This is a genomic window from Pseudomonas sp. CBZ-4 (assembly GCF_000346755.1).
GTDB lineage: Bacteria > Pseudomonadota > Gammaproteobacteria > Pseudomonadales > Pseudomonadaceae > Aquipseudomonas.
Genome location: NZ_ANNV01000117.1, coordinates 1 through 13,247, shown reverse-complemented (window position 1 = coordinate 13,247; position 13,247 = coordinate 1). Strand labels below are relative to the sequence as shown.

Below are 13,247 nucleotides of genomic sequence, written 5' to 3'. Positions count from 1 at the left end.
ATCATTTCACTTTAAATGAGAAGTTGCCGGTGATCGGGTGAGTGTCCGAGGAGACAGCACGCCATTCGACTTTGTAGGTACCGGTGGTCAGAGGTGCTGCCGGTGTAATCACCATCGTTTTCGGATCACCGCCACCAGCGACGGCGGCCTTAACACCCATTGGGGAGTTCGGCATGCCAGGCATATCGGTCATGATCAGTTTTGCACCGGAAAACTGAGTGGTGAGATTCTCAGAAAAGTGCAGTTCAATTTTCGAAGGGGCCGCCGCATCCGAGCCTTCTGCCGGAGTGGAAGAAAGGAGCTTTGGATGTGCTTGAGCAACTGCACTCAGAAGCAAACCAGCGGTAAGTGCAACAGCTACGGTCGTAGTTTTAAGGAATGACATGCAAGACTCCTCACAGCAAGAGCTGTTGATTCGAGGTTTGTTTGGGAATATCTAGTTTTTACTTTTCGATTCTTGTTAAAACCACTGATGATTAGCTAGTAGCCTCCGTGTTCTAGGGCAGGTTGAACACGAGAAACTCACTAGGCCCCAACGTCACAGTGCAAGAACACGATGCCACACGAACGCAAACTGTTCGATTACATTTCAGTCAGCTTGACGCGGTGTTTGGCCTCGAATTGGCGGGCGTAGCGAGACTTAAAGACGAGACCGCGTGCCCGCGATACTAGGGTTTTCACCCATTCAAAAATAACGAAAGTGGAACGTGGGGCGCAGGCTGAGAGATTGCCGTTGATCACAAATGCGCCGCTGATCAGCTGACCTTCAAGTCAACACTAGGAAACTCTAGATGAAAGGCCGTTTTTCCATCAAAGGACGTACACCATATCTTGCCATCATGCGCTTCAATTATTGATCGGGTAATTGACAGACCTAGCCCCGCGTTGCTTGGACTGCCTTCTCGCCGAGCTGGGTCCACGCGGTAAAAGCGATCGAACAGCTTTTCAAGGTGTTCGGGAGCAATGGGCTCTCCATGGTTCTCCACAACGACCAATACCGACATCTCCTTCTGCTGAATATCGACACTGATGGACTTCCCTTCATGGGTGTAGCGCAGCGCATTTGAGAGCAGATTAGAAATGGCTCTGTGGAGCATAAGAACATCGCCTCGAACACTGCCCCTTCCTGAAACTGTGAGCTCAATGCCTCGCTCATCTGCCAACAGGCGGTAGTATTCGAGCAATTTCTCTACGACTTCCACCAAGTCTATCGGTTTGTTCTCGTGCGTGATCAGACCATTGTCAGACTTCGCCAGAAAAAGCATGTCATCGATCATTCGCCCCATACGCTTCAAATCATCAAGATTTGAGTACAGATTGTCTTCGTAGTCCTCGATGTTCCTTTTTCTAGAAAGCACCACTTCGGTGTGGGTCATCAAGTTGCTCACGGGGGTCCGTAGTTCGTGGGCAATGTCTGCGGAAAAGTTCGATAACCGGACAAATGCATCGTCGAGCCTGGACAACATTGCGTTAAACGACAGCACCATTTGCTGAAGTTCTTTGGGAACGGGTGCTAAGGGGATGCGCTCTTTGAGTGATTTTGCTGACATTGAGGCAGCGACCCGCGTGACCTGGCGAATAGGCCGCATGCCACTGCTTGCTACCATCCAGCCGAGTGCAGCACTGACCAATGCGCTGATCACCAACCCTATCCAAAACCAGCGTTCAAGCGTCTCGAAAAAGGACATATGCTGAGTAACGTCAAAGATCAAAATGACTGTCAACGGCTTGTCTTGTCCCGTCACAACGGCTTGTGCCGTCACGCCACGGAACATCTGCTCTTGCTCCCGCCACTCCCAGACGTTGTTGTTTGTGGTTGTGCGGAACTCCTTCGGAATATCTACCGGACCGGGATCAGCAAACAGCAGCTTGCCGTCACCATCGATTATTAGGGCCGTCAAATCACGGTGAGCACCCAGAAGCGCTTCCAGCTCAGGCTTAAATTCGCTGAATTGATCGATGCTGTTCAACCCGGACAAAATTCTCTGGGTCGAGTGGAGCTTTTCGTTCAATGCCTGCTGATCCAGCATCTTGAAATGATGCCGGCTGAGGTTATTGAAACTGAGTCCGGCGACCGTGAGCACGGCCGTTACCGCGAGCATGAACATCAGACTCATGCGAGTCGTCAGGGACATTCGGTTCATTCCGACTCCGAATCAGGTGCGTCGAGCATGTAACCCATTCCCCTTGAGGTATGAATCAACTTGACCTCAAAATCGTCATCTATCTTGGCCCTCAACCTTCTCACTGCAACCTCGATAACGTTGGTATCGCTGTCAAAGTTCATATCCCAAACCTGGGAGGCGATAAGTGACTTTGGCAGCACCTCCCCTCGACGTCTTAGCAACAGCTCAAGCAATGCAAACTCTTTGGCCGTAAGGTCTATGCGCTTCCCTCCACGAATGGCCCGACGCTTGAGCAGGTCCACCTCCAGATCAGCCAATTTCATATAGGTTTGCGAGGGAGCGCCGTTACCCCGACGTAGCAACGTTCTGACGCGAGCCAACAGTTCAGAAAATGCGAAGGGTTTGATCAGGTAATCATCTGCCCCGAGTTCAAGTCCTTTCACTCGATCTTCAACGCGGTCTCGCGCCGTGAGGAAGAGCACGGGAACATCTTTTCCGGATGCACGAACCTTCTGAAGTACTTCCCAGCCATCCAGCCCAGGCATCATGACGTCTAGAATCAGCAGGTCATAGGCCTCGCTCAAAGCGTGCTGAAGCGCCACTTGGCCATTGGTAAAGCGATCCACATTGAACCCCGCCTCCGTGAGTCCTTGCTCCAAATAGATACCTATTTTGGGTTCGTCTTCAGCAACCAGAAGTCTCATGAGGGTGGCTCTCGGATAATGATGAAGCGCAGTCTGCAACGAAACACGCCAGCCAACCAGCAACTGACAGAAAAGTAATATTGGCTTCAGGTAGATGTCAGCAAGCGCTGTCTAGGGTTCAAGCATGAGTACTTCCTGGTGCTCGACCGACTCTTCAGCATGAAACGTTTGGGAGCCGGAAAACAATTCCATAAGGAGTTGCCCCATGAATCGCCTGAAAATGCTGTTTTTTGTGAGCTCAATACTCGTCTCAGCTTCTGTATGGGCTGAAAGTGGCGGAGACCGGGTGATAGAGCGTATGGAAGGTCTGCGCAACAAGGCAGAAGCAGTCCTGATACAAGCTGAAAAAGCCCCTGAAGGTCAGCGTCATGTCCACATGACCGAGCATATGAAGATGCTGGGAGAGCTCATGAGCCAACTCCATAAAGATCATCCAGACGCCTCAATGTCACCTCAGCAGCACCTCGCCTGGATGGAAAAGCACGACAAAATCGTCGATGACGTTTTGAGCCAAATGCAGCGCGAGCACAAATTGATGCTTTCAGAGAACCACCAGTGAGCAACTCGCTGAAAAGAGCTTTTTGAAAAGTCTTGTTGAATGCGGCGTCATCTGGACGCCGTATTTATTTCGAAAACTGACAGAAATGTAGTGTTCAGGTCAGTTAACTGGCAGCTCCGTGTCTTTAGCATAGCCAGTGCTCCCACACTTACTCTCGAGGTCACTATGAAAGCTAAGCTCGTTACCCCTGTCATCGCAGCAATCACTCTACTCTTCGGTGCTACGGCTATGGCCAGCGCAGGGCATGGGAAAGAGGACATCGGCCAGCCTGGAGTCGCCTCTGAGGTTACCCGTACGGTGGAGGTCGAAATGGGCGATATTTTCTTCAAACCTGAAAGCATCGACATAAAGCCTGGTGAAACTATTCGATTTGTCCTTCGCAATGAGGGTTCGCTGCTGCACGAGTTCAACATCGGCAAAGCCGCTGCTCATGCAGCACACCAAAAAGAAATGGCAAGCATGTTCCAGAACGGAACGCTTAACCCCACCGGTACCGGGAAAACGATGAGCGGTATGAGCCACAGCATGGGTGGAATGAAGATGGTCGGAATGCAACACAACGACCCGAACAGCGTCCTGATTGAGCCTGGCGCAACCCAAGAGCTGATCTGGACCTTCAACAACAGCACAGGCCTTCAGTTTGCCTGCAACGTGCCAGGGCATTATCAGTCAGGGATGGTTGGTCCGTTTGACCTGAAGTAAGCCGGATCTGGCTGCTAACACCGCTTCGACGCACGAGTTGGCTACGCTCTGTCGCAGAGATCACAGCAACACTTACACAGTGGAGTTTAGATCATGAATAACCATCAACATCCGGATGGAAACACCACCGCACCATTTTGGAGGCGCAAAACAGGCGTTGTACTAATCATGCTCATTGCGATTGGTGCCTTCTACGTGTTGCGGGAGCATTTCAGCCACGTTTATCCATTTTGGCCTTATCTAATTCTGTTGATCTGTCCATTGATGCATTTTTTTGGACATGGACATGGACATGGACATGGACATGGACATGGCGGACATAGCCATGGCGATCAGGCAGCAACCCACAAGGACGAAGAAGGGAAATAGCCATGACTACCATATCGAGCCACCACGACCACAGTCACGCCCATGCTGCTCCGCTCAATGACGATGATCTACGTGACCCGGTGTGCGGAATGGCAGTCACTTCATCAAGTGAATTTGGTGAGTCTTATCAGGGACAGACGTATCGATTCTGTAGCCTGAAATGCCAGGAGAAGTTTCGAGCTGATCCTGAACGCTTCAGCGGTAATGTTTCGAGCGCCGAATCCCGCGTCACCACTCCAGAGTCTGCGGTACAAACAGGCACTGAGTTTACCTGTCCGATGCACCCGGAAATACGCCAGCCCGGACCCGGCAACTGCCCTAAATGTGGCATGACATTAGAGCCGGTCATGCCCGCGCTCGATGAAGAAGAAAATCCTGAACTCCGGGATTTCCCCGCCGCTTTTGGTGGTCGCTGCCATTAACCGTGATAGTGACCGTGCTCGCCATGGCGGGACACTCGCTACAACTCCTCCATGGCTCGATCCAAAACTGGATCGAGTTCGCTCTGGCGACACCGGTGACTTTATGGGCAGGTTGGCCCTTTTTTGTAAGGGGCATAGCCTCTGTTAGAAATCGCAGTCCAAACATGTGGACTTTGATAGGTTTGGGTACCGCCGCAGCCTACCTTTACAGCGTCATGGCAACGTTCTTACCCCAAAGCTTTCCCGCTACCTTTATGCAAGATGGACGTATCGGCGTCTACTTCGAAGCCGCCGCGGTCATCATCTCGCTCACCTTGCTTGGGCAGATTCTTGAGCTCAAGGCCCGATCGCAAACTTCCGCAGCCATTAAGTCCCTTCTCGGTCTATCGCCCAAAACCGCACGCCGGATTAATGCCGATGGCCAAGAGGAAGACATTCCTCTCACCCATGTTCACCTAGGAGACTACTTGCGGGTCAGGCCAGGTGAAAAGGTGCCAGTTGATGGTTCAGTACTGGAGGGTGAAAGTGCGGTGGATGAGTCCATGCTCACTGGCGAGCCAGTGCCGCTAATGAAGAGAGCTGGAGATAGCCTGATCGGCGCCACGCTGAATACACATGGGAGCTTGGTAATGAAGGCGCAGAAGGTCGGCGCCGAGACCATGCTGTCACAGATCGTACAGATGGTCGCTCGGGCTCAGCGCTCCAAAGCACCAATGCAACGAATGGCCGACTCGATTGCTGGCTACTTTGTGATGGGTGTTATCACGATTGCGATACTGACATTTGTCGGTTGGGGGCTTTTTGGCCCTGAGCCCAGTTGGGTGTTTGGTCTGATCAACGCTGTCGCCGTGCTGATCATCGCTTGCCCCTGTGCGTTGGGTCTTGCTACGCCCATGTCGATCATGGTTTCGACAGGTAAAGCGGCCAGCATGGGTGTGCTGTTCAGGGATGCCAGTGCCATCGAAAACCTTTGCAAAATCGACACGCTGATTGTCGATAAGACAGGCACCCTGACAGAGGGACGGCCAGTGTTTCACAGTGTGGAGGCCACACCCAGCTTCAATCCCCACGATGTTCTTCAGCTGGCTGCCAGCCTTGACCAGGGCAGCGAACATCCCTTGGCTCATGCAATCGTCGATCACGCCCGAACCGAGAACATTAAGCTCACCAAGCCAGAATCCTTTGAGTCTGGTTCAGGTATCGGGGTCACTGGCATCGTTGATGGCAAGAAGATCCAGCTTGGGAACACCGCGTTGATGGAAGCCGCAGGCGTGAGGACCAAGCCCCTACAAGAGCGTGCAGAGTTGTTGCGACTTGACGGCATCAGCATCATCTACCTTGCAGTCGACGGGGTATTGGCAGGGTTGTTGGCAGTATCAGATCCAATTAAGCTGACCTCCAAAGAAGCAGTCACCAAGCTCAAGGCTGATGACATCAAAATCATCATGGCTACTGGCGACGGGCTCACCACCGCTCGGGCTGTCGCCAGGGAGATGGGGATTGATGAAGTCCACGGTGAAGTGAAACCTCAGGACAAGGAGCGTCTGGTCGCAGATCTCCAGCAATACGGCCGGAAGGTCGCCATGGCTGGTGACGGTATCAACGATGCACCGGCCCTGGCGCGAGCAGATGTGGGCATTGCCATGGGGACAGGGACTGACGTTGCGATGAATAGCGCGCAACTCACGCTGGTAAAAGGCGACCTGATGGGGATTTTACGAGCACGGGCTCTTTCGGTCGCAACAGTAAAAAACATGCGGCAAAACTTGGGTTTTGCCTTTCTTTACAACTCGATGGGTATCCCTCTTGCCGCAGGCTTGCTCTATCCACTGACGGGACATCTCCTGTCGCCAATGATCGCTGCCATCGCCATGAGCGTCAGTTCTGCATCTGTAGTTTTCAATGCATTGAGACTGAGGAGTACCCGAATTGACTGAGCTTCAACGGCACTCACAACCCGAAACAGATAACTGTTGACCTTGCCATCGTGTCAACGTTGATGCTGTCGGTGCGGTGAAAAGAGACCGCTCAGCACGAGAGGAATAACCATGTTCGTCTTAGATGTATCAGGCATCGGTTGCGGCAGTTGCGTCAGCAAAATCACCAAAGCGATTCAGTCACTGGACAACGAAGCTACAGTTTCCGTGGATCGGTCAGCCGGTAAGGTGAGTGTTGAAAGCAGCGAAAGCCCAGAGCAGGTTCGTAAAGCTGTCGAGGCGTTAGGTTTTCCTTCCCTGATCAGCGCTTGAATGCTGGCACCTTTCCAAGGTCAGAGCCCCGTATACAGGGGGCTCCCCTTGGTTAACCCTCAGGGAGTACCAAAGCAGCCACGTCTGCCACAATTACCGCTCGCAAGCCCTGCGCTACTAATTACCTCGCAGAGCTTTGAGCAAACCTTTGAATGCTCCATTCAACCTAGTAAAAGCGGCGTCGAAACGTATTCCATTTTCTGTGTACTTTGCGATCTCGACCTGCTGATCGACAGTATTTTGATCAATGGCAGGTTGAGCTGGTGTGCTGTAAAGCAAAGCACCTCCGTAAATATCACTTGCTGATTCTTTTTCGGTAATGTGTTTTACACTTGTTGTTTTCAAAGAAAGCGGAGTAGCAGGAGTTTTTTTGTCTGGCTTGCAAGCACAGTAGAAAAATCTAAGTCTCGGACCTTGAAGTTCGGCGTTTCAGCGTTTGCGATATTGTTACTCAGGATTTCAGCTCTTTTACTACGATAAATTAACTTTCTTTCTGCGGAGCCAAGCGCTTTCTCAAAATTAATACTCACACTCAATCACCCTCAGTAGTGTTGCTATTTTCCATAAGCATCGAATACTTAAATGTTGACGCGGTGCATCCAGGCTCACATATGCAGTTCCAGTGCAAAAACTAAATAAACGTCTGCACCTTGAAAGCTATCGGATGCTTACAAAGTTACGCACCTCAAACTGATACTCAGTAAATAGCGGTGTGACGCTGAAAGATCTAGACCTTACGGATTAAATAGCGTGTTCCTCAAGAAAAATATCGCAACCTGACACAACTGTAATATTCACCTAAGGTTCCTGACAGGGGATGAGTCTTATAGTCCTATTGAGCCTTAAGCTCTCCCCTAAGAATCATCACTTGATGTGGATTCGAGGGGTTATCAATACTCATCCGAGGAAATACAAATGAATCCCATCAAAACTTTGCTCATCATCGCAGCCCTGACCGCCTCTTCTTTGGCAATGGCTGAAGGCGGTGGTGACCGGGCGTTCGCACGTATGGAAGTGGCTAGGAATGATTCAATGGAATCGTATCAAGTAGCCCAAAAGCAAAGCACCCAACCTCCCATCGCAGAAAGCCAAGCCAAAGCGATGGACCACAAGAATTGCTGAATAGCTTGCTGCGTTCCCAAGCTGACAGAAATGTAATCACTGTGGTGGTTCAAATGTGGCAATTTCTGAGCTCGCTTGCCGTAAGAACTCGTTTTTAGTGACGGCGAGCGAGCTCATTCGGGCTCATTACAAACCCCCGAGGAGAGCGCCTTCACCTGTTTGAGCAACTCATTGGTTGTTTCGCACGGCTTCCCTTTTGACTGATCGGACATAAACGGCATGCATTCCAAAACCTCTAGGCGGACATTCGTTAAAGGCCTGGCCGCTGGTGGCATTCTCGGCGGCCTTGGCCTGTGGCGCACTCCTGTATGGGCAGTGACCAGTCCTGGTCTGCCGAGCGTTCTCACCGGTAACGAATTTGATCTGTTTATTGGTGAAACCCCTGTAAACATAACTGGCTCGCCGCGCACAGCCATGACCATCAATGGTTCGTTGCCCGGACCTTTGCTGCGCTGGCGCGAAGGCGAGACGGTCACACTGCGTGTGAAAAATCGCCTAGACCATGACACCTCAATTCATTGGCACGGGATCATTCTGCCCGCCAATATGGACGGTGTACCGGGTTTGAGTTTCCATGGCATCGCGCCCGATGGCATGTACGAGTACAAATTCAAGGTGCATCAGAACGGTACGTACTGGTACCACAGCCACTCTGGTTTGCAGGAGCAGGCAGGCGTTTACGGTCCAATCGTCATCGACTCGAAAGAGCCTGAACCTTTTCAATACAACCGCGACTATGTGGTGATGTTGACTGACTGGACCGATGAAGATCCTAGTCGCGTCATGGCCAAGCTCAAGAAGCAATCGGACTACTACAACCACCACAAACGTACCGTGGGCGACTTTATCGACGACGTCAGCAAGCAAGGTTGGTCTGCTGCCGTGGCCGACCGGAAGATGTGGGCTGAAATGAAAATGAACCCCACTGATCTCGCAGACGTCAGTGGGGATACTTACACCTATCTCATGAATGGCCAGGCGCCTAACGGTAACTGGACCGGTATTTTCAAGCCGGGCGAAAAGCTGCGCCTGCGCTTTATCAACGGCTCAGCTATGAGCTATTTCGACGTCCGCATCCCTGGTTTGAAAATGACCGTTGTGGCGGCTGACGGCCAATATGTCAAACCAGTCAGCGTCGATGAATTCCGCATCGCCGTGGCAGAAACGTATGACGTGATCGTAGAACCTGCCAGCGAAGAGGCTTACACAATCTTCGCCCAGTCCATGGATAGAACCGGTTATGCACGTGGAACCTTGGCAGTTCGCGAAGGATTAAAGGCACAGGTACCTGCGATCGATCCTCGGCCGCTTTTGACCATGGATGACATGGGTATGGGCGGTATGGCGGGCATGGACCATGGCAGCATGGCTGGTATGGGCGGCGGCGATATGAAACAAGGTGACATGTCAGGCATGGCTGGCATGGACCACAGCAAAATGGCGGGAATGGACCAAAGTGACATGACCGGGATGACCGGCATGGACAGCGGTGACATGACTAACATGGCCGGTATGGACCACAGCAAGATGGCGGGAATGGACAAAGGCGACATGTCCAACATGGCTGGCATGGACCACAGCAAGATGGCAGGGATGGGCAGTATGGGTGGCGAAATGCAGACTCACCCAGCGTCCGAAACCAACAACCCGTTGGTTGACATGCAAGCCATGAACCCAACGCCCAAGCTAAACGATCCAGGCATCGGGTTACGAAACAATGGTCGTCGAGTGCTCACCTACTCAGACCTGAAAAGCACTTTCCAAGACCCTGACGGTCGCGAGCCCAATCGCACCATTGAGCTTCATCTGACCGGTCACATGGAGAGGTTTTCGTGGTCCTTCAACGGCATCAAATTCTCTGACGCCGAGCCGCTTCGTCTGAAGTATGGGGAGCGTCTGCGTATCACCCTGGTGAACGACACCATGATGACCCACCCCATCCACCTTCACGGCATGTGGAGCGACCTTGAAGATGAGAACGGTAAGTTCATGGTGCGCAAGCACACGATCGACATGCCACCAGGTACCAAGCGCAGCTATCGAGTCACCGCCGATGCCTTAGGTCGCTGGGCCTATCACTGCCACCTGCTTTTCCATATGGAAATGGGCATGTTCCGTGAAGTACGGGTTGATGAGTAAAGGAGACGATCTGTGAGCACATACCTAAATCGTAAATCGCTGGTCGGCTGCCTCTTTGCCGTCGGCTTGGTGGGTGGACTCTCGTCCGTGGCGCTGGCAGTCGAAGATAGTAGTGTTCATTCAGCTGCTACTCCTGCGAAAGCAACGAGCAAGCCTGCAACTACGACAAACGAGTCAAAGCCCGATCACGGGTCAATGGATCACAGCAAGATGAACCATGAGTCGATGGATCATGACCAAAAAACCAAAAAGGCAGATTGAGATCATGACCAGTAAGTTTTTACGCCCAACGTTGATGGCACTGGCAGTCTCTACCAGTCCTGCTTTCTTTGTCGTGGCTCATGCCGCTGAAGAGATGGATCACTCCAAGATGGACCACGGCTCAATGGGAGCTGTGGACCATAGCAAGATGGGGGCTATGGATCACAGCAAGATGAGTATGGATGACGGGCAAATGAACGGAATGAAAAGTATGGATGGAGGGGCGGCTACCACCAGTCGAACCCCAGTCCCCGTACTTACCGACGCTGACCGTGCAGCCGCCTTTCCAGATGTTGCTGGTCATGGTGTCCACGACAAAAAACTCAACTCCTTCATGCTGCTGGATAAGTTTGAGTACCAGGATGCTGACGACGGTAGTGCATTGGCCTGGGATGCAAAAGGATGGATCGGCGGTGACGTTGACCGACTGTGGTTGCGCTCGGAAGGCGAACGTACCAATGGCGTAACGGAAAACGCTGAACTATCAGCACTTTGGGGGCACTCCATCGGTCCATGGTGGGATGTCGTCACCGGCGTACGACAAGACTTCAAGCCCGGGTCACCACAAACTTGGGGAGCGCTCGGTATTCAGGGCATAGCCCTCTATAACTTTGAAGCCGAAGCGACTGCCTACATCGGTGAGAACGGTCAAACCGCTGCTCGATTGGAAGGCGACTACGACATTCTGCTGACCAATCGCCTGATCTTGCAGCCGACGGCCGAAGCCAATTTTTACGGAAAAAATGATCCTCAGCGCGGCATTGGGTCTGGATTGGCAAACACCGAAGTAGGGCTCCGATTGCGTTATGAGATTGTTCGCCAATTTGCCCCTTACATTGGGGTTAGCTGGAGCCGCTCCTACGGCAATACGGCAGACCTGGCCAGCGATGAAGGAGAGGATGCGAACGAGGCGCGATTTGTCGCCGGTATTCGGATGTGGTTTTGAGGGCCTGACATGAAAAGAACATTGAAAACATTGACTGCTGCCGGGGTGGTCGCCGCAATAATAGGTGCCGGCGTGGTGTATTTTGGTGTGATCAATGTAGGGGCGGATGATCCGCATTTCGGCCCCGTTCACTCACTTCTTTCCACTGCTCGGGATCGCTCGATTGCTGTGCGCTCACGCGATATTAAAGTCCCCGACCTGAGCGAAGAAGCTCTCATCCGCGCAGGTGCTGGCAACTACAACGCTATGTGCATCGGTTGCCATCTGGCTCCGGGTATTGCAGGAACCGAGTTAAGTAATAGCCTTTACCCTGCACCTCCGAATCTTTCAAAACTGGGCGTTGATGGAAACCCTGCCGCAGCTTTCTGGATCATCAAGCATGGAATCAAATCCACAGGCATGCCCGCTTGGGGTAAAAGCATGGCCGATCCCTACATCTGGGGAATGGTCGCTTTTCTCCAGCAGTTGCCTTCATTGGATGCAGAGCAATACAACGCTCTAGCAACCAGCAGCGATGGTCATCAACACGGTGGCGGCGAGAGCAAAATGCATAACCATGAAGGCCAGCATGAGGGCCAAAAAGGGGCTGCCGCTGGGCATCATGATGCGGGTGCAGCCGAAGAGATAGCCGAAGCAGGCGACCATCATGGCGAGAGAAACAGCGCCCATGCCCATGAGGCGGCCTCAGCGCCTTCTCAGGATGAAAGTACCGAACACGCCCATCCTCAGGTTGTGGAGGCTTCACATGACGCTCCTGCAACTTCGGCCGTTCAGCCAAAAACTCATACCCACGCTGATGGGAAGGAGCATACCCATGCGAAATAACTTACTTCGTCCCGGTCGGGCACTTCGCCTCGCTGCATTCGCGGCTTTGTTTATCAGTTCAGCTGGTCATGCAGCAGAGTCGCTGACGATCGACGTCCATCGTGACGCTAACTGTGGATGCTGCAAGAAGTGGATCCAGCACCTTGAAGCTAACGGCTTCACCGTCGTTGATCATGTAGAAACCAACATGAGCGCTGTCAAGCAGGATCTCGGTGTTGCTCCACGACTCTCGTCCTGCCACACAGCAATGATCAATGGAAAGTTTGTTGAAGGTCACGTGCCCGCCGAGCAAATCATTGCGATGAGCAAACGTGACGACCTTCTCGGGATCGCCGTTCCTGGCATGCCGGCTGGATCTCCAGGCATGGAAGTCAACGGAAAACATGATGCTTATCAGGTAATCGGGCTGACAAAAGCCGGCGCGGATCAGGTCCTTGCTGAATACCCCGGCAATTAATCTGGCCCTGTCCATCTAACGCTGCATGGCTACCGTCCACCATGGCCATGCAGCGAGAAATGCTTTGTCCATTACGTGTTCAAGCAGTAGAAGAAGTCGTAAGGGGGCCGAGGACAGCAACAAGGGAGGACGCAGTACAACTGTGGCCTAAACTGCGGCGTTCAATTGTGCTTTTTTTGCAGGCTTTTCAGGCGCAGGGTCGCGCGTTGTACAGCGGCCATCTTTTCTGGACGCTTCATCCGCTTCCATTTTCTGATGTCTTCCTTGGTGCGACCGCAACTCAAACATAGTTCGCTGTTCAGCTGGCAAACGGAAATACATGGTGTTGGCGCTGATTTAAAACTGACCCACCCTGCCGATTGAAAA

At 52.3% G+C, this 13,247-nt stretch carries 14 protein-coding genes and 2 pseudogenes; 11 read left to right on the top strand and 5 right to left on the bottom strand.

Annotation, left to right across the window (positions count from 1 at the left end):
- Position 1: 1 nt before the first annotated feature.
- The 3 genes from copC to B348_RS0115860 all read right to left on the bottom strand — a co-directional run bounded on the left by copC (position 2) and on the right by B348_RS0115860 (position 2,830).
- Positions 2-385, bottom strand: a complete 384-nt coding sequence (gene copC / locus B348_RS0115870; RefSeq protein ID WP_017737057.1) for a copper homeostasis periplasmic binding protein CopC — start codon at positions 383-385, stop codon at positions 2-4.
- Positions 386-755: 370 nt separating this feature from the next.
- Entirely contained in the window at positions 756-2,144 is a 1,389-nt protein-coding gene (locus B348_RS0115865) for a heavy metal sensor histidine kinase (protein WP_032864932.1), read from the bottom strand.
- Positions 2,141-2,830, bottom strand: coding sequence for a heavy metal response regulator transcription factor (locus B348_RS0115860; protein WP_017737055.1), 690 nt, complete (start codon positions 2,828-2,830; stop codon positions 2,141-2,143). The genes B348_RS0115865 and B348_RS0115860 overlap by 4 nt, the downstream gene beginning before the upstream one ends.
- A 205-nt stretch (positions 2,831-3,035) precedes the next feature.
- Here B348_RS0115860 and B348_RS0115850 point away from each other — a divergent pair, with 205 nt between their 5' ends.
- The 5 genes and pseudogenes from B348_RS0115850 to B348_RS1000000131035 all read left to right on the top strand — a co-directional run bounded on the left by B348_RS0115850 (position 3,036) and on the right by B348_RS1000000131035 (position 7,131).
- Positions 3,036-3,389 carry a co-regulatory protein PtrA N-terminal domain-containing protein gene (locus B348_RS0115850; protein WP_017737053.1) on the top strand — a complete coding sequence of 118 codons (354 nt, stop codon included), beginning with the start codon at positions 3,036-3,038 and terminating at the stop codon, positions 3,387-3,389.
- A gap of 165 nt (positions 3,390-3,554) precedes the next feature.
- Complete coding sequence (locus B348_RS0115845; protein WP_026136818.1) at positions 3,555-4,091, top strand: plastocyanin/azurin family copper-binding protein; 537 nt, start codon at positions 3,555-3,557, stop codon at positions 4,089-4,091.
- A 93-nt stretch (positions 4,092-4,184) separates the two neighbouring features.
- The gene (locus B348_RS1000000131040) at positions 4,185-4,460 is read left to right on the top strand and encodes a DUF2933 domain-containing protein (RefSeq protein ID WP_081609246.1); all 276 of its coding nucleotides are present in this window, start codon (positions 4,185-4,187) and stop codon (positions 4,458-4,460) included.
- A gap of 2 nt (positions 4,461-4,462) precedes the next feature.
- Positions 4,463-6,819, top strand: a pseudogene (locus B348_RS01000000130075) (heavy metal translocating P-type ATPase).
- Positions 6,820-6,930: 111 nt separating this feature from the next.
- On the top strand, positions 6,931-7,131 hold the full coding sequence (locus B348_RS1000000131035; RefSeq protein ID WP_081609245.1) for a heavy-metal-associated domain-containing protein: 201 nt from the start codon (positions 6,931-6,933) through the stop codon (positions 7,129-7,131).
- A 117-nt stretch (positions 7,132-7,248) separates the two neighbouring features.
- Here the strand turns inward: B348_RS1000000131035 and flgB are convergent.
- Positions 7,249-7,661, bottom strand: a pseudogene (gene flgB / locus B348_RS1000000131030) (flagellar basal body rod protein FlgB).
- 385 nt (positions 7,662-8,046) lie between these two features.
- Between flgB and B348_RS0115830 the strand changes: the two are divergent.
- The 6 genes from B348_RS0115830 (at position 8,047) to B348_RS1000000131020 (ending at position 12,881) form a co-directional block, all read left to right on the top strand.
- On the top strand, positions 8,047-8,253 hold the full coding sequence (locus tag B348_RS0115830; RefSeq protein WP_017737049.1) for a co-regulatory protein PtrA N-terminal domain-containing protein: 207 nt from the start codon (positions 8,047-8,049) through the stop codon (positions 8,251-8,253).
- A gap of 219 nt (positions 8,254-8,472) precedes the next feature.
- Positions 8,473-10,392 (top strand): copper resistance system multicopper oxidase, encoded by a 1,920-nt coding sequence (locus B348_RS0115825; RefSeq protein WP_026136817.1) that lies wholly within the window; start codon positions 8,473-8,475, stop codon positions 10,390-10,392.
- Positions 10,393-10,404: 12 nt separating this feature from the next.
- The gene (locus tag B348_RS1000000131570; protein ID WP_177325337.1) at positions 10,405-10,653 is read left to right on the top strand and encodes a hypothetical protein; all 249 of its coding nucleotides are present in this window, start codon (positions 10,405-10,407) and stop codon (positions 10,651-10,653) included.
- Complete coding sequence (locus tag B348_RS0115820) at positions 10,625-11,599, top strand: copper resistance protein B (protein WP_017737047.1); 975 nt, start codon at positions 10,625-10,627, stop codon at positions 11,597-11,599. The genes B348_RS1000000131570 and B348_RS0115820 overlap by 29 nt, the downstream gene beginning before the upstream one ends.
- A gap of 9 nt (positions 11,600-11,608) precedes the next feature.
- Positions 11,609-12,424 (top strand): cytochrome c, encoded by an 816-nt coding sequence (locus B348_RS1000000131025; protein WP_081609244.1) that lies wholly within the window; start codon positions 11,609-11,611, stop codon positions 12,422-12,424.
- Entirely contained in the window at positions 12,414-12,881 is a 468-nt protein-coding gene (locus B348_RS1000000131020; RefSeq protein ID WP_081609243.1) for a DUF411 domain-containing protein, read from the top strand. Before B348_RS1000000131025 ends, B348_RS1000000131020 begins: the two co-directional genes overlap by 11 nt.
- Before the next feature lie 161 nt (positions 12,882-13,042).
- Here the strand turns inward: B348_RS1000000131020 and B348_RS1000000131015 are convergent, their stop codons facing one another.
- A complete protein-coding gene (locus B348_RS1000000131015) occupies positions 13,043-13,198 on the bottom strand; it encodes a DUF1289 domain-containing protein (RefSeq protein WP_081609242.1) in 156 nt (51 codons plus the stop codon).
- Positions 13,199-13,247 lie beyond the last annotated feature (49 nt).

Coding starts and splice junctions, on each gene's coding strand:
- copC (WP_017737057.1), bottom strand. CDS start 385: ATGTCATTCCTTAAAACTACGACCGTAGCTGTTGCACTTACCGCTGGT.
- B348_RS0115865 (WP_032864932.1), bottom strand. CDS start 2,144: ATGAACCGAATGTCCCTGACGACTCGCATGAGTCTGATGTTCATGCTC.
- B348_RS0115860 (WP_017737055.1), bottom strand. CDS start 2,830: ATGAGACTTCTGGTTGCTGAAGACGAACCCAAAATAGGTATCTATTTG.
- B348_RS0115850 (WP_017737053.1), top strand. CDS start 3,036: ATGAATCGCCTGAAAATGCTGTTTTTTGTGAGCTCAATACTCGTCTCA.
- B348_RS0115845 (WP_026136818.1), top strand. CDS start 3,555: ATGAAAGCTAAGCTCGTTACCCCTGTCATCGCAGCAATCACTCTACTC.
- B348_RS1000000131040 (WP_081609246.1), top strand. CDS start 4,185: ATGAATAACCATCAACATCCGGATGGAAACACCACCGCACCATTTTGG.
- B348_RS1000000131035 (WP_081609245.1), top strand. CDS start 6,931: ATGTTCGTCTTAGATGTATCAGGCATCGGTTGCGGCAGTTGCGTCAGC.
- B348_RS0115830 (WP_017737049.1), top strand. CDS start 8,047: ATGAATCCCATCAAAACTTTGCTCATCATCGCAGCCCTGACCGCCTCT.
- B348_RS0115825 (WP_026136817.1), top strand. CDS start 8,473: ATGCATTCCAAAACCTCTAGGCGGACATTCGTTAAAGGCCTGGCCGCT.
- B348_RS0115820 (WP_017737047.1), top strand. CDS start 10,625: ATGACCAAAAAACCAAAAAGGCAGATTGAGATCATGACCAGTAAGTTT.
- B348_RS1000000131025 (WP_081609244.1), top strand. CDS start 11,609: ATGAAAAGAACATTGAAAACATTGACTGCTGCCGGGGTGGTCGCCGCA.
- B348_RS1000000131020 (WP_081609243.1), top strand. CDS start 12,414: ATGCGAAATAACTTACTTCGTCCCGGTCGGGCACTTCGCCTCGCTGCA.